Genomic DNA, 22,185 nt, shown 5'->3' on the forward strand with positions numbered 1-22,185 from the left:
GATGCCCTCACGGGTAGGGCATCGCTCATTTTAAATTTGCACAAGGAAACGCAGTATGGCCGTAGCTAGCTATGACGGAATTAAGATCAACGACCTGTATCACGAATACGTAGCAGGAAAGCCGATCCTTAAAGGAATTAACATTGATATCGATGAACCAGGGATCATCGCCATCATTGGCCCATCAGGTACGGGTAAAAGTACACTGCTTCGTTGTATCAACCGTCTAAATGATCCAAGTAAGGGTGAGATTATCTTTGATGGTTCTGACCTGACAAAACTGCAGGGACAAGCGCTGCGTAAACAGCGTCGCCACATCGGTATGGTTTTTCAAGAGTACAACTTAGTAGAGCGATTGACTGTTATTGAGAACGTATTGAGTGGCCGCTTAGGCTACATGACGGCTTGGAATGCGTGGCGTCGTAACTACTCTTCACAAGACCTTGCAAAAGCCTTCGAACTACTAGAATTTGTTGGCCTTCAAGACTTCGCTAATCAGCGTGCAGACAGCTTATCTGGCGGTCAAAGACAGCGTGTGGGTATTGCTCGTGCTGTTATGCAAGACCCATACATCTTATTGGCTGATGAACCAACGTCATCTCTTGACCCTAAAACAGCGGTAGAAATCATGGAGTTGATGGAAACCTTCGCACAGCAGAAAAACATCCCGGTACTAGTCAACATTCACGATGTGAGCCTAGCGAAGCGTTATGCGAAACGCATCATAGGTATGTGTAACGGTAAGGTGCATTACGATGGCAGCCCTGAAGGTATCTCAGAAGATGACCTTAAGATCATCTACGGAGGTGAGTCATGGCTGGATTAACCACAAACTCATCGACATCGCAGACTCAATATCAGAATCCGTTTAAGGCATCGTGGACAAACCGTGCGATTGTGGTGGCGATCGTCGCTTACCTTTTCTATAGCTTTTCGACCTTGGGTTTGACCTTTGACCGACTAATTATCGGTTTTGGCGAAAGTGAGCGTTTACTATCGCGCATGTTTCCGCCCGATTTTTCACGCACAAACTTACTGTTAAGTGGTTTGGCGGAGAGCTTGCAGATCGCGATTATTTCGAGCTTCTTCGGCATCGTTATCTCTCTATTCTTGGGCTTGTTAGCTGCGAGAAACATGATGCCATCGATTGTATCAACGCCAATTCGAGGCTTTATCGCGCTATGTCGCTCTTTCCACCCAGTAATCATTGCGATTCTATTCGTAAAAGCCGTGGGTTTCGGCGCATTGGCAGGGATCCTAACTCTCGTGTTCGCTTCAATTGGCTTCATTGCCAAGTTGTTTGCAGAAGCGATTGAAGAGATCTCTTTCAAACCAGTCGAAGCTATTAAAGCGACTGGGGCAAGCTTTGTGAGTGTGATTCTATACGCGGTAATGCCGCAAGTGTTCACTCGCTTTATCGGCTTTGCTAGCTACCAGCTCGACTCGAATTTACGTAACTCGACCATGGTTGGCATCGTTGGTGCGGGTGGTTTGGGTGGGACACTGTTCTCGGCATTCCAGCGCTTCGATTACGATTTTGTCGCGGCTATTTTGATCACCATTATCGCTTTGATTCTTGTAGGTGAGTTTCTTTCCAACATCGTTAGGAGAATTTTCTGATGACAACAGCATCTATTGATAGAGAGTGGCAGCGATTTACTCCTAATGAACGCATCGCTCGATTTGCCATTTATCTGAGTTTGGTGAGCGCGATTGTGTGGTCTTGGCAAACCGTGGAAGTGATTCCTGAGTTTTTGTATGACGCGCCTGCGCAGTTTGCGGATATGTTTCAACGGATGCTACCGATGGATTATGGGTTTTATCCAACGACCATTCATGATGCGATGATCGAGACGCTGCACATCGCAACGCTCGGCACACTGTTTACTCTTATTTTTGCGATACCTTTAGCGCTGTTGAATGCGCCAAATATTACGCCAAACAAAAGCTTGAATTGGATTGCTCAGTTCTTTCTAGTGTCTTCACGCTCAGTGAACTCATTAGTTTGGGCTCTGCTATTCATCGCCCTGTTTGGCCCCGGTGTTCTTGCAGGCATTATGGCAATTGCCGTCCGCAGTGTAGGCTTTGTAGGGAAGCTGTTAGCGGAAGCCATTGCCGAAGTGAACATGGGGCCAATTGAAGCCTTACGTGCGACTGGTGCGTCTTGGATGAGTGTTCTATTAAAAGGCTATTGGCCACAAGTCATGCCCGCTTTCTACTCGATTGTTCTGTTCCGTTGGGATATTAACGTTCGTGAATCTGCCGTGCTTGGCTTGGTAGGTGCGGGTGGTATCGGTGTGGTACTGAATGATGCTCAAAACTTGTTTGAGTGGCAGAAGGTATCAATGGTACTGGTGAGTATTTTTGCGGTCGTGATTATCGCGGAAGCCGTCGTGATTCATATTCGTAACAAACTGATCTAATAACGTATTCCCTAACGTAAAACTGTGTGATTGAGAGCTTTTGTCTAGCAATATTAAGCTCAAACGACCCTAGGAGTCTCGGTCTTCCTAGGGTCGTTTTTTTAGATTCATTTTCAGCGTTTTGTCCGTCCTGCTAGCTTTGTTCGAGTGCGATAAGCTTTGTTCTGGTGAGATAAGCTTTAATGCAAGCGGCTATCCTGATGACTGGTATTAGAATACGCAGTGCTTAGCAAAGTCTCCGGCTTCGTTTGCAGTCCAGTCGCCTTTTGGTTTCTCTTTCATATCGGTACACCAAGCTTCACTGCCGACCTCTGTACAGGCCATCAGTTGGCTTGCTAAGAAAAGTACCAGTGCGATCTTTTTCATAATAAACATCCTTTTATTGCATTGTTCCATAACGATAGTGGACTCCATACTACTTGCAATTTGTGATATCACCAACACTTTGTATGGTTTAAATTTTTGAGGCTATTTTCTTTCTCGATCAAAAAAGCCAGCACGTTGGCTGGCTCTTAATATTCTGTTTTCCTTATCCATTCACCTTATAAGATGAAAGAGTGCCGAGTTAAACTAGCTTCATCTCTTGAATGATGTCAGACGCGATTTCTGGCTTAGTGCTGGTCGGTTTAGCGTGAAGATCGGCTTTCAATTGCCCTTTTCTGTTACTCAGACCTGCTTCAAGTTTCTTGATTGCTGCGGTTACGGCAGGATACATAATATCGTCTGTCGCTTTGGCTGTTACACGCACACCTTCGTAATTTGTGAATACCTCAACTTGATGTTGGTTATGCTCTTTAGTGATGATGATGTCGCAGCTGATCAGTGATGGAAAGTGGTTAGCAATCTTATCGAACTTGCCTTCGATGTCTTTGCGTGAGTCGTCGTTAATTGATACGTGATGTGTTTGAACGTTTACTTTCATAAATCATACCTTTCCAATGACTGTGTCATTTAAACGTAGCAAACATCCGTTAGATTAACCAACAGCGGAAATACACATGTGTGATTGAGTTCAGTGTTATCAAATAATCTGTTGTTTGGCTCTTGAAACTCACCAAAACCGTGCGCATATTATGTCTCGTGATTTTGATACATGTTTAATTTTGCATCATGCCTGACGAATTACTCTAATTTGGTTCTCTGCCGCAGTAATTTATCCCTTCAAGCTAATTACTCCCAATATTAGTCACTTTTTATACAACTGCTTACTTTGCTCTTATTTCGAGCTCGAAAACCTTCAATCAATATCACAGCTCTTGATATTTCCCTCAGCAATCTGTTGACTCGTACTTTATGCGGTTTATCGTAGGCGCACTGTTCATTAAGGAGCTTCTGACTATGTCTATGCCGTTAAAACTTGCTGCACTCGCAGCTTCTATGTCCGTGTCATTTAATCTGTTTGCTGCCCCAGTAGAATTTCAAGCAATCCCTGAAATCATGCAAAAGTTTGAGACTGCTGAGTTGTACGTGAAAAAATCAGTCACCCTTGGTCGCTTACCTGCGGAGTCTGAAATTGGCGCGGATTTCCCGACTTATGTGTCAGACGGTAAGGGAGGTTATAGCTTGGAAACCAATAATGTCATGACAGATGGTGTTGTGATTGCAAGTATGCCTAAGCCGATTGTAGACGATGTTTATAATCAATGGTTGGTGCCAAAAGAGACTTGGGTAAGCAGTTATGGTGAACTGCCAACTTCAACCACAGAATTTAAGCCGTTCAAGCGTATTAAAACCATCAAAGCGATTAAAATTGATGCAGAGATGCTAAAGCTAATGGGCAGTGAAGATGGCACAACAGCGATCATCAAAGTGAGCTGGGATGATAAAGGCATGAAGGTGTATAAGGATGGTTTCCTAGCCGACTACGAATATGGAATCGCACCTCATGAAATGGCAGAGAATTATGAGTTGGTAAAGAGCGACGAATTGGTAGAGAGCGATGAACTAGCGCCGAAATAAAAGAGATTTCCTCTACTTTGAAGCCTCGCTCTAGCGGGGCTTTTTTGTATCGAGATAAAAGTTAGATGTATATCACATTTTATCCCATTTTACCGCTCGTTATGCTATTATGCGCCGCTTGTCTTTGTAATTGATAAATTACGCATTACTTACGCGGTCAATTCCGCCTTTATGGGTAATGTCCTCATTCAGTTTAGCTATCAGGCTGAACGTCTGCATTCTGCTCGGACGCAAGAAAGTAGCTCAGACTACTTCATTCATGTGCATTGAGAGCCCCATCTATCAAAGACCTTTATTAAACACTCCGCATTAGCGCTAACTTTGTTGGCGTGAAGGGTTTTGTTTTTCCAAAAAATAATCCTTGCTGCTAGGCGTTGCTAGTAGCTGACAAGTAAGGAGCTTATATGACATCTACGGTATCTTCATCCGTACCTGTATCTGCTGATGAAAAAGAGGTGAACCACCCGTTTTTATCTCTGGTCATCATGGTTATCGTTGCAGCGATTGCAACCTACTTTATCCCAGCAGGTGAATTTGAACGTGTAGTAATGAACGGTCGAACGGTCATAGACCCAGATAGCTATACACTACTTAGCAGTAACCCAACGACATTAGCCTCATTTTTCGAATCATTTTTTAAAGGCTTCAAGTCTGCCTCTGGCGTAATGGGCGTTGTAGTATTTGTGGGTGGTGCCTTCGGTATCATCAAGCATATGGGTTTACTCGATGCATCCGTTGTTGCTTTAACCAGTAAGTTGAAAAAGCAGGGTTTGTACGTGATCGCGCCAGTGATCATGAGCGCGATCTTTTTCAACGTGACCTTCACAGGTATGCGTGAGCTTGACGTTATCTTCATCTCATTGATGATCCCTATCTGTATCAAGCTTGGCTATGATGCGATTACGGCACTTGGCGTGGTTCTTTTGGCTAGCTGTGCAGGCTTTGCTGCAGCATTAGCGAACCCATTCTTTACCGGCATTGCACATACGATTGCAGAGCTGCCAATGTATTCAGGCATGTGGTACCGCTTTATTGTCGGTATGTTTATGCTCCTTACAGGTGCTTGGTATGTTTTGAACTACGCACGTAAGGTAAAGCAAGACCCAACCAAAGGGCTACTGCATGGTACGGGTTACCACTACGAGTCTAACGTTGAAGCGAAAACCCTAACCACGCGCGAAAAGCTGGCTGGTGTGGCGTTCCTAGGTGTGTTTGCTTATATGATTTACGGCACACTGACCATGGGCTTCGGTTTTACTGAAATCGCGGGTGCTTTTGTCGCAATGGCTATTATTCCGGGTTTGGTTGCTGGCCTTTCGCCGAATAAGATCTGTGAATATTGGACACGCGGCGTGAGCGATGTTCTTGTGGCTGTATTGATCATCTTCTTTGCTCGTTCGGTGTTGACGATCATGGAAGACGCTAAGATTGTCGATTCTATTATCTACTACCTAGCGCAAATCATCTCGGGTAGCTCGAAGCTGGTGGCGGCCGCAGGTATCTACTTTTCGCAAGCCGTGATCAACCTGTTCATCCCATCGGGCAGTGGTCAAGCGGTGATTACCATGCCAATCATTATTCCTCTAGCGGATATTGGTGAGGTAACACGCCAAGTGGCGGCGCTTGCCTCTCAATTGGGTGACGGTATTTCAAATTACATCTACCCAACCAACGGCGGCTTGCTGGCGGTACTGGCGATTGCAAAAGTACCTTACTCGAAGTGGGTTCGCTTTTTCCTACCGCTGTTCCTATTTTGGTCGGTGGGTGCTCTGATTTCTGTGGTTATTGCTCAGATGATTGAATTGGGGCCGTTTTAATCGGGTCTGATTTGATAGACAAAAGGCAGCTTAATCGCTGCCTTTTTCGTGTTTGAAGTACTTTGTTTACATTTTATGATCTAGTCAAAACGAAACGAGGAAGGCACTACAATTACACCCTCTTTTGAAATATGGAATCGCTCAGCATCGGCTTTACTATCGACGCCGATTACGGTTCCAGCGGGCACTTTAACGTGCTTGTCGATGATGCAGTTCTGAATGTGGCAGTTCTTACCAATCTCCACATTCTCAAACAGGATGCTATCGATAACAATGGCTGCATTCTCGACTTTCACCTTTGGAAAGAAGATAGAGTTCTGAGCAGACCCGCCTTCAATCACCACACCATTGGCAATCATTGAGTTGATAAAGATGCCTTGGTTGCCCTCGACAGAAGCTATGGTTCGAGCTGGGGGAAGCTGCGGTTCATAGGTTCGAATCGCCCAATCCGGTTGATAAAGGTCGATAGGGGATACTGGCTTAAGTAAATCCATGTTGGATTGGTAGTAGGAGTCAATTGTACCGACATCTCTCCAGTATGCGTCCTGGGTGACTCGACCCTCTTCGCTACCAAATTTATAGGCATAAACACTCTGATTGTTCACGAGTTTTGGGATGATATCTTTACCAAAGTCGTGGCTCGAATTTGGATCTTCCGCATCGTCTAATAGAGCTCGAGTCAGTACCTCTTTATCAAAGATGTAGATACCCATCGAAGCCATACTTCTCGTCGGCCTACCCGGAACACAGGCTGGGTATCTTGGTTTTTCGGTGAAGTTTTGAATCTGATGAGACTCATCAATCTCCATCACCCCAAATTCTTTCGCTTCATCAATCGACACTTCCATACACGCTACCGTTAGATCCGCTTCGGTCTGCTTGTGCTGCTTTAACATCGGCGCATAGTCCATGCGGTAGATGTGATCACCAGATAGCACCACAACGTGTTTCGCTTCACTGCGAGAGAGTAGGTACAAGTTTTGATAGATGGCATCAGCCGTGCCGCTGTACCAGCTGTCTCCGGTGCGCATTTGAGGGGGAACATTGGTGATGAACTCGCCAAGCTCTGGGTTGAGTACCGACCAGCCATCACGCAGGTGTTTCTGTAAAGAGTGGGACTTGTATTGAGTTAACACCAGTATTTGTCGCAAACCAGAATGTAAACAGTTTGCTAACGTGAAGTCGATGATTCGATATTTGCCACCAAACGGGACAGCGGGCTTGGCGCGGTTATCTGTAAGTGGGGAAAGCCGAGAACCTACGCCGCCTGCGAGGACGATAGTTAGAGTGTCTTGCATGTCAGAACCTCAATGTATTTATGATTATGCCAAGACTATTGCAAGCATTACGCCATATGTAAGTTGTTGAATTTTAGAGGTGAAAGCAGGTTGATAGGGTTTTGTGCACCAATACGGAACAGGTGATGGTAGCAAGGTGTGTTTTTGCACCAATATAGTGCACAAATCTAGCGAGCATAATTAATTAACAAAATGACGCACGGAAAAGTCGCATTACAAAAGTGTCAATAAATTGGGTGAATAGAGTGATCGAGGTTAAATAAATTTATATAAATACTCATAACTTTTCACAAATTGATTTCCATCAATAATGTGGGGTTATTGTGTGATACCTTGCACGCAAAATAAGAAATGATTACTGACTCATCAATAAGTAAGCCCTACAAAAGGAAATAATAATGAAAAAAACAGTATGTGGTATTGCGGTTCTTTCAGCCCTTATGTCTGCTAACGTTCTTGCTCACAGCGAAGGCGATTTCATCGTTCGTGCAGGCGCTGCAACGGTATCTCCAAACGATAGCAGTGGTGCAGTAGCTGGCAACTCAAGTATTGAATTTGGTGTTGATTCGGATACTCAACTTGGCCTAACGCTTGGTTACATGTTTACTGATAACATCAGCTTCGAAGTACTAGCAGCAACACCGTTCTCTCACAATATTTCTGCGACTGGTCTTGGTGAAATTGCTGATACTAAGCACCTTCCACCTACATTCATGGTTCAATACTACTTTGGTACTGCAGAGAGCGATTTCCGCCCATACGTGGGTGCGGGTATCAACTACACAGTATTCTTCGATGAAGGTTCTAAAATTGCTGGCCTAAGCGATGTATCTTTGGACGACTCTTGGGGCCTAGCAGCAAACGTGGGTATGGACTACATGATCAATGATGATTGGTTCCTAAACGCATCAGTTTGGTACGCAGACATTGGTACTACAGCGAAATACAACCTAGGTGGTACAAATTACTCTACTGACGTAGATATCGACCCATGGGTATTCATGATCGGTGGTGGTTACAAATTCTAATTTGACGCGCTTTTTAAGTCGTTATGATTAGTCCATCGCTTTAACTTTAAGCGCTCAAGCACCAGCCAGCTTGGGCGTTTTTTTGTTTGGTCGTTACTGAATAAATATATAACTGATCTATCAATGTAACCTTTTGGTAACCTTGCTGTCTGCGTTCTGTCATACAAGCCCTCTAGGATTGCGATTCTCGCTCATGGAGGATATATGAAAAAGCACGTGTCAAAACTCACTGGATTTAATCTCAATACCACTCAACTTTTCACTTCGGTCTCTGTTTCGCTTGCGCTGATGGGCTGTTCGCAATCAACCCCAAATCAAGATGCTGCCTTCTCGGCGCCTGCTTCTTTTGGTTATCAGTGCCAGACTCCGACGTCATCAACTTCGACTTCGGGTGAAGTGACAGGGCTTCGCCTTATCGGAACGTCAGTTGCCAATGCTCCTTTTGACACGTCTGCGGCTGAGATTGTGAGCTACGATGCGTGTACCGATAAGCTGTACGTTGTAAATGCACAAGCGAAAAAGGTTGATGTACTCGCTTTAGATGACAGTGGTAAGCCGACCAGCGAGGGTTCGATTGATCTACAGTCAGCTGCTCAGGCTTCTGGTATCAATATTGGCGCAGCAAATAGTGTCTCTACACACAACGGTTTAGTTGCGGTTGCTATTGAAAACGCGGACAAGCAGGCAAATGGCTTAGTCGCACTTTATCGCTCAGATACATTGGAACTTATCACTACGTACGGTACGGGCACTTTGCCGGATATGGTGAGCTTTTCAAAAGATGGTCGTTACATAGCAACCGCTAACGAAGGCGAACCGAACGCGGATTACACCATCGACCCTGAGGGTAGCGTGACACTTATCGATCTGCTCAACGGCCCACTAGATGCAGTGGTTACGCAGATTGATTTCAAAGACTTCAACCAAGGTCAAACGCGCCATGGCGAATTGAGTGACAAGGTTCGTATTTCTGCCCCGAATGCGACCGTAGCTCAAGACCTTGAGCCGGAATACCTGACTTTCTCTGACAACGGCAAGCTTTATGTTGCGCTGCAAGAGAACAACGCACTAGCTGCGATCGACGTTGAATCTGCAAGCGTTGATGCCATCTTCGGACTGGGCGGTAAGTCATGGGCTGAATTTGAGATTGATGCTTCTAATAAAGACAAGAAGCTCGGTCACTTCAAAAGCTATGAGATGCTAGAAGGTTTGTACATGCCCGACAGCATTGCGAGTTACAGCGTGAATGGTGAAACTTACACCCTGACCGCCAATGAAGGGGATGGTCGAGAATACGGCATCGATACGACACAAAAAAAGTGTGATGAGCTTGGTTATAAATGGGATGGTGATGACTACCAAAGCACTGCCGAGTATACGACTGAAGAAGACTTCTGTATCGCTTATGTCGATGAAGTTCGTGGTAAAAAGCTGGATGTTGCGGATGATCACCCATTGGCTGAAGCTCTTAAAGACAACAAACAACTGGCTCGTCTAAAAGTAATTAAGCCACAACAAACGTTGCAAGCTGATCAAAAAGTTCAAGCGTTTGGTTCTCGTTCATTCTCTATCTGGAATGAAGCTGGCGAGTTGGTGTTTGATAGCGGTGACGACTTTGCAAAAATCGTTTATCAACAACAACCAGAACATTTTAATAGTACCAATGACAACAACATGAGTGGCGATGATCGCAGTGACGATAAAGGTGTTGAGCCTGAAGCCATTGAAGTGGCTAACATCAATGGTAAGCACTATGCCTTTATCGGCCTAGAGCGTCATGGCGGTATTATGGTTTACGACGTTACCGAACCGAAAGCTAGCCGTTTCATTAGTTACCTTAACAATCGCGATTTCTCACAACCTGTATGTACCGAGGTTGATGAAGATGGGGATTGTGACAACGATACTTATAACTCTAAGGCTGGGGATTTAGGTCCTGAGTCTATCAAGTACTTCAGTCGTTCAGGCCAACATTTCATTGCAGTAGGTAACGAAGTGAGTGGTACAACATCGGTATTTCAAATCGAGTTTTAATCTCAAATTGTTATATTTGTTGAAAATAGAAGGGTGAGCTGAGGCTTGCCCTTTTTTATTGATAAGTGATCGATTTAACACTTGCTTCACATTTGCACTGTAATTTATTGCACAATATTCGGTCGCAGAGTAATGTTTTAAACGGTTCAAAAAACGATCGGTAAATAAAATCTGTAGCTAGGTTTAGATCTAATTACGGTTTAATAATCAAGGAGATGATTGTGCTTAAACGTAATTTATTAGTGGCTTTATTCGCGATTCTGCCTGCAATGGCAAGTGCCGAAAACTACTCAATCGGTACCGGTGGTCAAAGTGGTATCTACTATCCATTCGGCGGTGCGCTGGCTAAAGTTTGGTCTGAAAATGTGCCAGATGTGAATGCTAAAGCGGAAGTCACCGCAGCTTCAGTCGAGAATACGATTAAGGTAGTTCGTGGCGATATGATCGCAGGTATCGCTATGGGTAACGTTGTTCTGGATGCATACAACGGCGAGGGCAAGTTCCCGAAAAAAATGCCAGTGAAAACGCTGTTCGCTCTATACCCAAACCTAGTGCATACCATCACTCTTAAAGATTCGGGTATTGACTCTCTATCACAACTAAAAGGTAAGCGTGTTTCTCTAGGTGCGCCTGCAAGTGGCACGGCGGTAACGTCGGCAGCACTCCTTGAGTCAATGGGTATTGATGTTAAAAAAGACATCGATGCGGTTTACCTAAACTACTCAGAAACAACCAACGCATTGGCGAATGGTCAAATTGATGTTGGCTTTATCGTTGGTGGCCAAGGCGTAGGTGCGGTGACTCAGATTGCTCTGACTCATGACATTAAGGTGCTGTCTATCTCGGACGAAGAGAGCGCAAACTTCATGAAGCAGTACCCAGCTTACAGCGCTTATGACATCCCAGCGGGTGTTTACAATAAGGTTGACCCTGTATCAACGCTTAGCGTGTGGAATGTGTTGGTGGTTAACGCGAACATGAGCGATGACATGGCGTACAACCTAACTAAGGCTGCATTTGAGAACATTGGTGATATTCGTAAAGTGGTGAAAATGGCAGAAATGACAACACCAGAGAATGCATCTCGACTACAAGGCGTACCACTACACGCTGGTGCTCAAAAGTACCTAGATTCTGTTAGCAAGTAACTGAACTACCTCAGGGTAAGTGATCTCTCACTTACCCTTTTTTTATCAATTCGTTCTTATCCAGCAGGCATTAATATGGATATTACCCCTGATAATCAACACCCTTCTTCACAACCGCTTCCGTATGAAAAACTGGTTAATGTTATGGGCTACCTGACACTGGTTGTTGCGGTGGCATTGTCTGTTTTTCAAATTTGGCAGGGTGTTAGCTCAACCATTTCCGCGACCTATTTCAGACCTATCCACTTGTGTTGGGTGTTGGTATTGATCTTCCTTCACTATCCATTGATCGCTAATCGTGAGAACAAATTCTTTGTGGTCGGTAAGCTGATCGATGTCATCCTGTGTGGCGTGGTGGTATTTGCAGGATACCGCTTGTGGATCTTCGACTACAACGACATCAACCATCTATTCTATGGCCTTCAGTTTGCCGACATGTTTGCAGGTTGTACTTTGCTAGCATTGCTATTGGAAGGGTGTCGACGCACCGTAGGTTGGGTGATGGTGTTCATTGCGGCTCTGTTTCTTGCGTACAGTGCATTGGGCGATATGTTGCCAAGTGGTTTTGCGATTAAGGCATACAGCTTACAAGAGCTGATCCAGTTCCAGATTTATTCTGCGAATGGCGTATTTGGCTCGGCCCTCGGTATTGCAGCGACAACGGTATTCATCTTCGTGTTGTTTGGTGCTTTTCTTGAAGTCACGGGCGCGGGTAAGTTCTTTATCGATCTCGCATTCTCGATTGCAGGTAAATACCGTGGCGGCCCTGCGAAAGCAGCAGTATTGGCTTCGGCAGGTTTAGGTTCTATTTCAGGATCTGCGATTGCAAACACAGTGACGACTGGCTCTATCACTATTCCGATGATGAAGAAGCTTGGATATAAACCAGAGCAAGCCGCGGGTATTGAAGCTGCTGCCTCAACGGGTGGGCAGATCATGCCACCGATCATGGGGGCGGGTGCGTTCGTAATGGCGCAGTTTACCGGTGTGCCTTATAGCGAAATCATGATCGCCTCGATTGCACCGGCGATTCTCTACTTCTTCTGTACTCTGCTCTACGTTCACCTGATGGCGTGCAAACTGAATCTGCAAGCCGTGAGCAAAACCGAAGCTGTAATTGCAGTAATGAAAGATGGTGCGCACCACCTGATTCCACTCACTCTTATTACCGTGTTGCTTATGATGGCGTATTCACCACTGCTGGTGGGTGTTGCGGGTTGTAGTGCGATTCTCATGACGGCGGCACTTCGTAAGCACAGCCGTATCGGTTTGAAGAAGTTCATCGAAGGCATGAAGAATGGTGCGTTAATGGCGTTACCAATTTCTGCTGCTTGTGGTGCTGCTGGCATCATCGTTGGTGTGGTAGGGCAGACCGGTATCGGCTTGCAGTTCACTCAGTTTGTGATGGACTTTTCTGGCGGCTACATGCTTATCGCACTGGGCTTAATCAGTTTAGTAGCTTTAGTGCTCGGAATGGGTCTACCAGTTACGGCGGCATACATCGTACTTGCAGTTATGGCGGTACCAATGCTGACAGACTTTGGTTTGCCTCTGTTAACGGCTCACCTCATCGTATTCTGGTTGTCACAGACTTCTAACGTAACACCACCGATAGCACTTGCTGCCTTTGCTGGTGCAGGTGTTGCAAACGCGAATCCAATGAAGTCATCGGTAGAGGCGTTTAAGCTTGCCGGTGGTCTGTTCATCATCCCAATCATGATGGCATACACTAGTATCGTAAATCCGAACGATGGCATGCCAGCTCTGCTATTTTCTATCGTTCAAACGCTGACGATCATTGTCGCCATCGCTATTGCGATTGAGGGTTATCTGATTCGCTCACTGAACGTGGTTGAGCGCTTAGTGGCATTGCTTGCCATTCCACTGTTGCTCCTCAATCCATTCGGCTTAGGTCCTCTTGGTATCGTCATTATCATTGGCCTAATAGTGATTCAATGGCGCAGCCGCGAGGTCGCTCAACAAGCGTAACCTGTATTAACGCTATATAAATATGAGAAAGGGATCTGAATATTCAGATCCCTTTTTCAATGTCTGTTTATAAAGGCTGTTGTTTGTAAAATGCAGAATTAGATTAAATACAATCAGCTTTAGGTGTTAGATTTGAAAATAGAGTGATAAGCACTTAGGATAAAATTATCTAAGCAGGTTACTGTTTTTATTAAAGTTACTGTATCTGCATAATGAAGAATTAAATTAGTACAGATATTGGACAGGTGACCATGTTGAGAGTGTTTTTAGTAAGTTTGCTGATAGCTATAGGTTACCAAGCATTTTGGTACCTATGCAGAACGTTGGGTTTTGAATGGCACACAGTATGGAATCTACCTGGCTTTTTATTTGTGGCAGGTTCTATGCCTTGGTCGTTACCTGCAGTTAACAACATAATTGAGTTGAATCATTGGGTTGGACACACTGCACGCCATATTTTGGTCTTGGCTTTGGTTTGTATTGGCTTTGCAATCAATATAACAGGCTTATTTTTCTGTGTAACAAAAATCCGTAATCTAGTGAGTTCTAAATTTCGCCAAAGTACTTAGACTTTATTGTTTAAAGTTTGAGACTGTATAGATTAAAGGTTTTTCTAATCATAACTATCCATTTCTCTACTCTTTGATTTTGGGCTATTATTTTCTTGATAATACGAAGGATACGTATGACGGGGAAAATGGACATCTCTCTACCCAATGACTTCTTTGAATCGGTCTTGAATTCACTTCTTGAGCAAATCGCGATTATTGATGGCTCAGGAAGCATTGTGTTTGTTAATCAGAGTTGGAAAGATTTTGGTGCCGAGAACGATGGCGATAAAGAGATTATTTGGGAAGGCACCAATTATCTCGCTTGCTGTGGCTCATCAAGCGAGGATGGTGAACCGTCAGTCAAAACGGGGATCGAGAACGTGATCTCTGGAAAGATACCTAACTTCTTGCACGAATACCCTTGTCATAGCCCAGATACACAGCGATGGTTCTTAATGAGAGTCACGCCTTTAACCGAAAGCCACCTTCCTTACTTCGTCATTACCCATCAAAACATTACCGATAGAAAACAAGCTGAAATCATGGTGACGTTAGCGTCAGAGAAAGATCCGTTAACCGGTATTGCGAATCGCAGAAAGTTCGATTTGTTTGCGAACGAGCATTGGACAATTAACCTAAGAGACTCCACCCCAGTATCGATAATCATGATTGATATCGATTTGTTCAAAAAGATCAACGACACCTGTGGTCATACATTTGGTGATCAATGCTTGGTAAAAGTCGCGAACGTACTGGAACAGGCGTGCCGACGACCAACCGATTTGTGTGCGAGGTATGGCGGTGAGGAGTTCATTGTGTTCTTGGGGAATACCTCGCAGCAAGGTGCAAGAAAAGTGGCTGAGTGGATCATCTTTAATCTTCGTAATATGAAGTTGTTCGAAGACGTCGACATAGATATGCCGTACCTAAGCGTCAGTATTGGTATAACCACAAGTACCCCAGATGGTGATACTCGGTTACGTGATGTGATTCATGAAGCAGACGACTGTCTGTACCAAGCGAAACGCAACGGTAGAGACAGAATAGAGAGCAGTTCTGATGGAGACATAAAAACGTGTTTTCAACAAACAAACCGCAAATAAAAAGGGACCTGTAATCTATTTCTAGTTACAGGTCCCTTCTTTATTCAACGTCAATTATGACGTGATGTTTGTTGTCGCGTGAAGCTTATGGCTCTTGCTTAGTTGGTGCTAGAGCGATTTCACGGATACATACGTTTTGTGGTTGTTGGTAAGCGAATGATACTGCGCGAGCAATGTCGTCAGCTGCTAGTACGCCACCCATTTGCTCTTTCCACTCACCGTAACCATCTTTGATCTCTTGAGATGTTGTGTGAGAAAGAAGCTCAGTTTCCACCGCACCTGGTGCAATTGTTGTTACACGAACGTTTGCTGCAGCGACTTCTTCACGTACGTTTTCAGAGATAGCGTGTACAGCGAACTTAGTACCACAGTAAGCTGCGTGGTTAGGGAATGTTTTCTTACCCGCAATTGAGCTGATGTTGATGATTGTGCCGCTGTTACGCTCTTTCATTGGTGCAAGAACAGCTTGCATGCCGTTTAGAAGGCCAAGCACGTTCACATCGAACATACGTTTCCACTCAGATGCGTCTTGAGTATCGATTTGGCCTAGAAGCATTGCGCCAGCGTTGTTGATTAGTGCGTCAACAGGGCCGAACTTCTCTTCACCTTGTGCAATAGCAGCTTCAAATGATGCTTGGTCAGTTACGTCTACTTTTACTGCTAGAGAGTTTGGTAGGTTTAGCGCTTCAAGACGGTCAATACGACGAGCCAAAAGCAGCAGAGGGTGACCTTCATCGCTTAGACGACGAGCGATTGCTTCACCAATACCTGAACTAGCACCTGTGATTACGATTAGTTTTTTCATGTTTATTTCCTCTGTACCTTTATGTCGTCGTGTGACGACGTATTGTCTAAGTGCATTTGAAACAAGGCGTTATTGACGTGTTTCGTTGCGGTGGGGGTATATTAAGGAAAACAGCATTGTTGATATATAGCGCTTTACTTGAAACACTGTTGTCATACTGCAACAATAAAAGAATCTGTGTTCTGACTGAATCGCGACTATGCTCAATCAAATTAACCTGTCTGATATTCGTTCATTTGTTCTCATTGCACGCTTAGGCAATTTCACTAAAGCGGCAGAAGAGTTAGATGTCTCTCGTTCCCATGTCTCTCGCCAAGTAAGCAGCCTAGAAAAGCAGATGGGCGTGACCTTATTCATTCGTACTACTCGAACGCTGCGTCTAACTCATGCTGGTGAAGAGCTTTACCAACGCTGTGAGCAAGCCTTAGATAATATAGACCAAGCCTTGATTGCTGCTGTTGATGATGTTGAAGAAGTGCGTGGTGATATCAAAGTGAACTGCGTTGGTGGGTATCTTGGTGAGGTGATCATTGCCGACCTTGTGAATGAGTTCATGCAGCTTTATCCAGATATCAGTATCAGTTTAGATTTCAGTAGCCACCGTGTGGATCTTATTGAAGACGCCTTTGACATCGCCTTTCGCATGGGGAGCTTGGAAGATGCAGGCTTTATTGCCCGTAAGCTACTCGATATCGAAATGGGTACTCTTGCCAGCCCTGCCTACTTTGAACGCAAAGGTAAACCGGTTCACCCAAAAGAACTCACACAGCATGACTGTTTAACGGGCTCGGTTCGTAGATGGAGCTTTCAAGCTCTGGAAGACAGCAAGAAAACCGTAGATGTTCATGTGAATGGGCGTTTGCAGTGCAAGAATGGTCGAGTATTAGTTCAAGGGGCGATGGCGGGCAACGGCATTATTCGTGTGCCTACTATTTACTGTTTGGAAGAGCTGAACAACCAGCAGCTAGTTCAAGTGTTTGATGAGTGGGTTGTACCGAGCGTGGACTTTTCTGCAATCTATCATCGTGACCGCTACCAGCCGAGCCGAATCCGCACCTTTATAGATTTCGTTAAGAATCGTTTTGAAGAGATGTCGGTGAGCTAGGGATCACACCATCTATTTGAGGCTGCTGGCTGCCGTTTGCTAATAGATGGTTAGAATGCGCCAGCAGCATTGAGAACAGAGCTACATTTCATCTATTTCATTTTGTAGCTGTTCTAATTGCTCCAGAATAACTAAGAACTTCTCACCAAAAGGTGTGACTTGATATTCTACGCGCGGAGGTATCTCATTGAACATCTGCTTTTCTAGAATTCCAAACTCTACATTTCGCTTCAAACACTCATTGAGTACTTTAGTCGATAAGCCTTCGACAGAACGCACCATTTCACCCGGTCGATTGATGCCATTCGTCAGCAATTGATAAACCGTAAGCGACCATTTACAGCCATAGATGGTTTCTACCATGCGCGCCGAGCGTTCTGGAGCCGATTTTCTAGAAAAAAAGTTTTCCTGATTTTTCATAAAGATGTACCAAAAAGTACCTACCTAACCGATTTGTACTTACTATTCATAGTGTTAGTTCGAGGCCTAAGATTACCACGTTCACATGACTTAGGAGATAACAAAATGAACTTCACTAAAAAAGGTATTGCTGTCGTTATTGGTGGAACAAGTGGGATGGGCTTTGAAACAGCAAAGCAGCTTGCGGCTCAAAATATCCACGTGTTGGTGGTCGGAAACAACGCGACCAAGTTAGATAACGCGGTATCAGAGCTTAAAGCAATCGGTCATGCTTCAGGCTGGCAAGCTAACCTCTATGACGATGAAAGCACAGCTCGCCTTATCGAGCATTTAGCTTCGATAGAAGAAGGTATTGGTTATTTAGTCAATGCTGCGGGTTACTTTAACCCTCAGGCATTTGTCGATCACCAACCGTCAGATTACGACCAATACATGCAACTCAACAAAGCTACTTTCTTTATTACGCAAGCGGTCACTAAGAAGATGGTCCAGTCGGGTGGCGGTGGCGGCAATATTGTGAACGTTGGATCTATGTGGGCGAAACAAGCGATCAAAGCCACGCCATCTTCCGCTTACTCAATGGCGAAAGCGGGTTTGCATTCGTTAACACAACACATGGCGATGGAGCTCGCTGAACATAATATCCGAGTGAATGCGGTATCACCTGCTGTGGTTAAAACGCCTATCTACGAATCATTTATTATCCCAGAAGAGGTGGATGAGGCACTTGAAGGCTTCAATGAGTTCCACCCAATTGGTCGAGTAGGTTTACCACAGGACATCGCTAACAGCATTTCATTCTTGTTGTCTGACAGTTCCGATTGGGTAACTGGAGCGATTTGGGATGTCGATGGCGGCGTGATTGCAGGGCGTAACTGATAGGGCGAATTTTTAGAGGTGGCGATATACCGAACAAAATCGGAAATGGCCACCTCTTCAGTTATTCGCGTACAATGAAAGCAGTTAAATAAATCGCTACAAAACAATAATAACGATAGCAAGAGTAAGGTCACCATCATGTTAAACATGGATTTTTCGAAACGGTTAGTGATTGAAACTGACCCTATGGAATGGGTAGCAAGCCCTGCCAAAGGCGTGTGGCGAAAGCCACTAGAGCGCGAAGCCAAAGAGTCGGGCCACACGACCAGTGTGGTTAAGTACGATCCTGAATCCTCTTTTTCTGAACACCCTCACCCCAAAGGTGAAGAGATCTTTGTGTTAGAAGGTGTATTCTCCGATGAAACTGGAGACTTCCCCGCAGGCACCTATATTCGTAACCCTCCTGGTAGTGCTCACTCTCCATCAAGCAAGAATGGCTGCACGATTTTGGTCAAATTAAATCAGTTCGACGATAGGGATTTGGCTCAGGTGAGAGTCGATACCAACCATACCGAGTGGTTACCGGGTATTGGTGGCTTGCAAGTAATGCCGCTGCACGAGTTTGAACATGAGCATGTCGCTTTGGTTAAGTGGCCTGTTGGTGAACGCTTTCAGCCGCACCGTCATTTTGGCGGCGAAGAGATCTTCGTGCTATCTGGGACTTTTCAAGATGAGCATGGCGTATATCCAAAACATACTTGGATGCGCAGCCCACACATGAGTGAGCACTTTCCATTTGTAGAAGAAGAGACAGTGATTTTGGTTAAAACAGGCCATCTTCCTCTGTAAGTATTGTTCTATAAAGACTCTTTGCTAGAGCAGATACAAAGATTCCCGCTTGATACTGTTAGATGAGTAACAAGCGGGAGTTAGGCAAGGTTAGGCTTTGAGTATTTACAACCAATAGGCTTTAGTAAGCGACACCGATTCTTTTATTGATGTGTTCGCCGCCTTCAAGAACATCAAGCATCGCAATAGCGTAATCTGATACTGAAATCTTGCTGTTGCCTTCTGCATCCGTTAGCAGTTGATCACCACCAATGCGATATTGAGATGTTGTTTCACCTGGGAAAATCTCCGCAGCTGGGCTCACAAAAGTCCACTGTACATCGCTGTTTGATTCTTTGAATACTTCCAGCGCTTCACCTTGAGCGAGAGCTTCCGCTTTGTACTCTTCAGGGAAGTCCGGCACCGTAACTAAAGTAACGTTTGGTGCAACTTCCAACGAGCCTGCGCCGCCGACCCACATTAAACGACGACCGCTCGGCAACTCTGATAGTAGTTTTTCTGCACTCTGTTTTACCAACTCATGGTTACCAAGTGCACGCCCGCCAATTGAGGCAATCACCACATCAACATCAGACGTCACATCGTTGATTTTCGCTTGTGGATCTTGCAGATCGAAAGTACGCGCTTCGATGCCTTGCTGTTCCACTTTGCTTGTATCTCTCGCAATCGCGACAACTTCATGACCACGTGATGCGGCTTCTTGAGCTATGTGGCTACCAATCCAACCTGTTGCGCCTAATACTGCAATTTTCATAATGATTCTCCGTTAATTAATTCTGTGTTTCGACAACCATTGCAGTCTAATAGCTTGCTTAGATGTGATAAATATCGCCAGTTGATGTAGATTGTATCTATATAGGTTACTAATTGGCTCAAGTTCAGTGAAATGAGGTACGAGGGAGTTCACATTGGATAGATTAAATGCGATGCGCAGTTTTGTAGAAGTTGCAAACTGTTCGAGTTTTACTCAAGCCGCTGACCACTTGGGTATGAGTCGGCTTCAGGTTTCGAGGCATGTTCAAGAGATTGAAAACTGGTTGAAACAAAGACTATTACACCGAACGACTCGCAAAGTCAGTTTAACCACAGTGGGCGAGGCGGCGTTGATTCGATGTGAGCGCATCCTACACGAAGCTGCTGAGTTGGAGGTCAGTGCGCTTAATATGACAGATCAATTGTCGGGCGTGATTCGGATATCGGCTCCGATTGCACTGACTCAACATCTACTGCTTGATGTGGTCGAAGCCTTCACAGAACTTCATCCACAGGTGACGATTGAGTTGTTCGCTTCAGATCGCTTTACACAGCTGGTGGATGAGCGGATTGATATCGCGCTTCGTTACACTGACTCCCCAGACGAGAGCCTCATCGCGCGTAAGTTGATGAAGATTGATTCGGTGATATGTGCCGCGCCTAGTTATCTTGAGCTGAACGCACCGATTGAAACCATATCAGATCTTAAAGACCACAACTGCTTTCGTCACTTAGACGTGTCAAAGTGGCAGTTTGTAAAAGACAATCAGCAGCATTCGGTTGATGTATCAGGAACGATCACAGCTAACGATGTTGGGGTCTTGGTTCAAGCCACTTGTCGTGGTAAAGGGATCGCAAGGTTACCATGTGACATCGCCAACCCAATAATTGAACGGGGTCAACTGGTTCCGATTTTGACTGAGTATGTGGTACCAACAAGTACCTTGTGGGCTGTGTATCTTTCGCGAAGCTACCAACTGCCAGTGGTGCGTCAGTTCATTGATTTTGTGGCCGACACCTGGTCGCAGGACATTGCTCGACCGAGTTAGTTTGCCGTCATGCTCGTTAATCTGCTCTGCACATGGATCACTCTACAAAAACAAAAATCCGATACCAAAAGTGATATCGGATACGAACTCAATGTGGGGAGTTCTATAGGACGACGACTTTGAATGTGCTGCCTTTACACGGAACCGTGTACACCTTGATGGTCGTCTGCCAGCCTCAATGAAATCTCTGGAAGAGGTAGATAAAGCGTCTCAGTCATTCGAGACAAGATCTGGTCATACACTTGCGCGATAATGGTGGATATGTCGCTGGTTAACTCATACATAGCTGTGGCTGTGATCACGCGTTGCTCGCTGTCATGTATATCAGCAAGTGTCTGTAAAGCACGTGCTCCCGTTGGAGAGCCTAAGCTCAAAGGACAGATCAGCGCCAAGCGGTTTAAGTGTCTATGAATTTGATCGGCGTAGAACTTAGCACGTAGAAACTCATCTTGTTTATCCATATCAGGAATACACATTCTTAGCTTAGTGAGTGTCTCCATGGCATCCAAAACCTGTAGCCACTCCATGTGGTAATCATCAACCAGTTCAGTCTGCTCCGATTCCGTCAACCAAGTGATCATTAATTCATCCATCAACAACATATTGTGACGAATGGTTTTTCCATGAATGAACTGGTTTCGTACCAAGCTTCGAGTTTGCCAATCGTTATGCATCGCCTTAATTTTGAGCTGATAAATACGGTACATCGGGCGCCCATCAAATGGACTTTTTTGGATGAGCCTGTTTGATGCGGTGATCATGGATTGATACAGAGTGTTTACTCGTTGTACCGATTCAGTCGATAGCTTACAGGTCAGCGCATAATGAGTCGCCGCGCGGTGTTTTCTCGAAAGCTGCAACAGTTCTCGAAGCAAGACTAAGGTTTCGAATTTTTGATCGTTTGATTTTTGGCGTTTCTGTGAGTAGTGAAACAGAGCATAAACTGAAGCCAAAACCACGATAGTTGAAATAAGCATAAACATAACGCACTCCTTGTATGTGAATACCTCCTTAGTGGTATGCGCTAAGCGTGCC

At 44.9% G+C, this 22,185-nt stretch carries 21 protein-coding genes; 14 read left to right on the top strand and 7 right to left on the bottom strand.

The window, feature by feature from the left end; genetic code table 11:
- Positions 1-55 precede the first annotated feature (55 nt).
- From phnC to phnE (FIV04_RS19675), 3 genes are read left to right on the top strand one after another with little or no spacing between them, the layout of a single operon-like run.
- A complete protein-coding gene (gene phnC, locus FIV04_RS19665; RefSeq protein WP_152470206.1) occupies positions 56-826 on the top strand; it encodes a phosphonate ABC transporter ATP-binding protein in 771 nt (256 codons plus the stop codon).
- The gene (gene phnE, locus FIV04_RS19670) at positions 814-1,620 is read left to right on the top strand and encodes a phosphonate ABC transporter, permease protein PhnE (protein ID WP_152470207.1); all 807 of its coding nucleotides are present in this window, start codon (positions 814-816) and stop codon (positions 1,618-1,620) included. The genes phnC and phnE (FIV04_RS19670) overlap by 13 nt, the downstream gene beginning before the upstream one ends.
- On the top strand, positions 1,620-2,423 hold the full coding sequence (gene phnE / locus FIV04_RS19675) for a phosphonate ABC transporter, permease protein PhnE (RefSeq protein WP_032553432.1): 804 nt from the start codon (positions 1,620-1,622) through the stop codon (positions 2,421-2,423). The genes phnE (FIV04_RS19670) and phnE (FIV04_RS19675) overlap by 1 nt, the downstream gene beginning before the upstream one ends.
- Before the next feature lie 210 nt (positions 2,424-2,633).
- On the opposite strand, the gene FIV04_RS19680 is transcribed toward phnE (FIV04_RS19675), so the two are convergent.
- Together FIV04_RS19680 and raiA are read right to left on the bottom strand one after the other, a co-directional pair.
- Positions 2,634-2,789: a DUF3012 domain-containing protein gene (locus FIV04_RS19680; protein ID WP_150868545.1), complete on the bottom strand. Its 156-nt coding sequence runs from the start codon at positions 2,787-2,789 to the stop codon at positions 2,634-2,636.
- A gap of 199 nt (positions 2,790-2,988) precedes the next feature.
- On the bottom strand, positions 2,989-3,345 hold the full coding sequence (gene raiA / locus FIV04_RS19685) for a ribosome-associated translation inhibitor RaiA (RefSeq protein ID WP_152470208.1): 357 nt from the start codon (positions 3,343-3,345) through the stop codon (positions 2,989-2,991).
- A 416-nt stretch (positions 3,346-3,761) separates the two neighbouring features.
- Between raiA and FIV04_RS19690 the strand changes: the two genes are divergently transcribed.
- Together FIV04_RS19690 and FIV04_RS19695 are read left to right on the top strand one after the other, a co-directional pair.
- A complete protein-coding gene (locus tag FIV04_RS19690) occupies positions 3,762-4,382 on the top strand; it encodes a hypothetical protein (protein WP_152470209.1) in 621 nt (206 codons plus the stop codon).
- A 404-nt stretch (positions 4,383-4,786) separates the two neighbouring features.
- On the top strand, positions 4,787-6,199 hold the full coding sequence (locus tag FIV04_RS19695; protein WP_152470210.1) for a YfcC family protein: 1,413 nt from the start codon (positions 4,787-4,789) through the stop codon (positions 6,197-6,199).
- An 80-nt stretch (positions 6,200-6,279) separates the two neighbouring features.
- Here the strand turns inward: FIV04_RS19695 and glgC are convergent, their stop codons facing one another.
- Positions 6,280-7,497 carry a glucose-1-phosphate adenylyltransferase gene (gene glgC, locus FIV04_RS19700; protein ID WP_152470211.1) on the bottom strand — a complete coding sequence of 406 codons (1,218 nt, stop codon included), beginning with the start codon at positions 7,495-7,497 and terminating at the stop codon, positions 6,280-6,282.
- A gap of 398 nt (positions 7,498-7,895) precedes the next feature.
- Between glgC and ompW the strand changes: the two genes are divergently transcribed.
- From ompW to FIV04_RS19725, 5 genes are all read left to right on the top strand, one after another.
- Positions 7,896-8,525, top strand: a complete 630-nt coding sequence (gene ompW, locus FIV04_RS19705; RefSeq protein ID WP_152470212.1) for an outer membrane protein OmpW — start codon at positions 7,896-7,898, stop codon at positions 8,523-8,525.
- A gap of 288 nt (positions 8,526-8,813) precedes the next feature.
- A complete protein-coding gene (locus FIV04_RS19710) occupies positions 8,814-10,559 on the top strand; it encodes a choice-of-anchor I family protein (RefSeq protein WP_152470675.1) in 1,746 nt (581 codons plus the stop codon).
- A 215-nt stretch (positions 10,560-10,774) separates the two neighbouring features.
- Positions 10,775-11,707 carry a TAXI family TRAP transporter solute-binding subunit gene (locus tag FIV04_RS19715; protein ID WP_032553426.1) on the top strand — a complete coding sequence of 311 codons (933 nt, stop codon included), beginning with the start codon at positions 10,775-10,777 and terminating at the stop codon, positions 11,705-11,707.
- Positions 11,708-11,782: 75 nt separating this feature from the next.
- Positions 11,783-13,696 carry a TRAP transporter fused permease subunit gene (locus FIV04_RS19720; RefSeq protein WP_152470213.1) on the top strand — a complete coding sequence of 638 codons (1,914 nt, stop codon included), beginning with the start codon at positions 11,783-11,785 and terminating at the stop codon, positions 13,694-13,696.
- A gap of 685 nt (positions 13,697-14,381) precedes the next feature.
- Positions 14,382-15,350 (top strand): sensor domain-containing diguanylate cyclase, encoded by a 969-nt coding sequence (locus tag FIV04_RS19725; RefSeq protein WP_152470214.1) that lies wholly within the window; start codon positions 14,382-14,384, stop codon positions 15,348-15,350.
- 85 nt (positions 15,351-15,435) lie between these two features.
- On the opposite strand, the gene FIV04_RS19730 is transcribed toward FIV04_RS19725, so the two are convergent.
- Positions 15,436-16,155 (bottom strand): SDR family oxidoreductase, encoded by a 720-nt coding sequence (locus tag FIV04_RS19730; RefSeq protein ID WP_032553424.1) that lies wholly within the window; start codon positions 16,153-16,155, stop codon positions 15,436-15,438.
- Between the two features lie 199 nt (positions 16,156-16,354).
- Here FIV04_RS19730 and FIV04_RS19735 point away from each other — a divergent pair, with 199 nt between their 5' ends.
- On the top strand, positions 16,355-17,260 hold the full coding sequence (locus FIV04_RS19735) for a LysR family transcriptional regulator (RefSeq protein ID WP_152470215.1): 906 nt from the start codon (positions 16,355-16,357) through the stop codon (positions 17,258-17,260).
- Between the two features lie 81 nt (positions 17,261-17,341).
- Here FIV04_RS19735 and FIV04_RS19740 read toward each other — a convergent pair whose 3' ends face one another.
- A complete protein-coding gene (locus tag FIV04_RS19740; protein ID WP_152470216.1) occupies positions 17,342-17,680 on the bottom strand; it encodes a helix-turn-helix domain-containing protein in 339 nt (112 codons plus the stop codon).
- 105 nt (positions 17,681-17,785) lie between these two features.
- Here FIV04_RS19740 and FIV04_RS19745 point away from each other — a divergent pair, with 105 nt between their 5' ends.
- Positions 17,786-18,559 carry an SDR family NAD(P)-dependent oxidoreductase gene (locus FIV04_RS19745; RefSeq protein WP_152470217.1) on the top strand — a complete coding sequence of 258 codons (774 nt, stop codon included), beginning with the start codon at positions 17,786-17,788 and terminating at the stop codon, positions 18,557-18,559.
- 138 nt (positions 18,560-18,697) lie between these two features.
- Positions 18,698-19,348 (top strand): cupin domain-containing protein, encoded by a 651-nt coding sequence (locus FIV04_RS19750; RefSeq protein ID WP_150868557.1) that lies wholly within the window; start codon positions 18,698-18,700, stop codon positions 19,346-19,348.
- Positions 19,349-19,469: 121 nt separating this feature from the next.
- Here FIV04_RS19750 and FIV04_RS19755 read toward each other — a convergent pair whose 3' ends face one another.
- Positions 19,470-20,102, bottom strand: coding sequence for an NAD(P)-dependent oxidoreductase (locus FIV04_RS19755; RefSeq protein ID WP_152470218.1), 633 nt, complete (start codon positions 20,100-20,102; stop codon positions 19,470-19,472).
- Between the two features lie 154 nt (positions 20,103-20,256).
- Here FIV04_RS19755 and FIV04_RS19760 point away from each other — a divergent pair, with 154 nt between their 5' ends.
- Positions 20,257-21,150 carry a LysR family transcriptional regulator gene (locus FIV04_RS19760; RefSeq protein WP_152470219.1) on the top strand — a complete coding sequence of 298 codons (894 nt, stop codon included), beginning with the start codon at positions 20,257-20,259 and terminating at the stop codon, positions 21,148-21,150.
- 134 nt (positions 21,151-21,284) lie between these two features.
- Here FIV04_RS19760 and FIV04_RS19765 read toward each other — a convergent pair whose 3' ends face one another.
- Positions 21,285-22,133, bottom strand: a complete 849-nt coding sequence (locus FIV04_RS19765) for a hypothetical protein (protein ID WP_152470220.1) — start codon at positions 22,131-22,133, stop codon at positions 21,285-21,287.
- Positions 22,134-22,185: the final 52 nt, after the last annotated feature.

Origin of the sequence: Vibrio sp. THAF190c (genome assembly GCF_009363355.1) — a bacterium.
Taxonomy (GTDB): domain Bacteria; phylum Pseudomonadota; class Gammaproteobacteria; order Enterobacterales; family Vibrionaceae; genus Vibrio; species Vibrio fortis_A.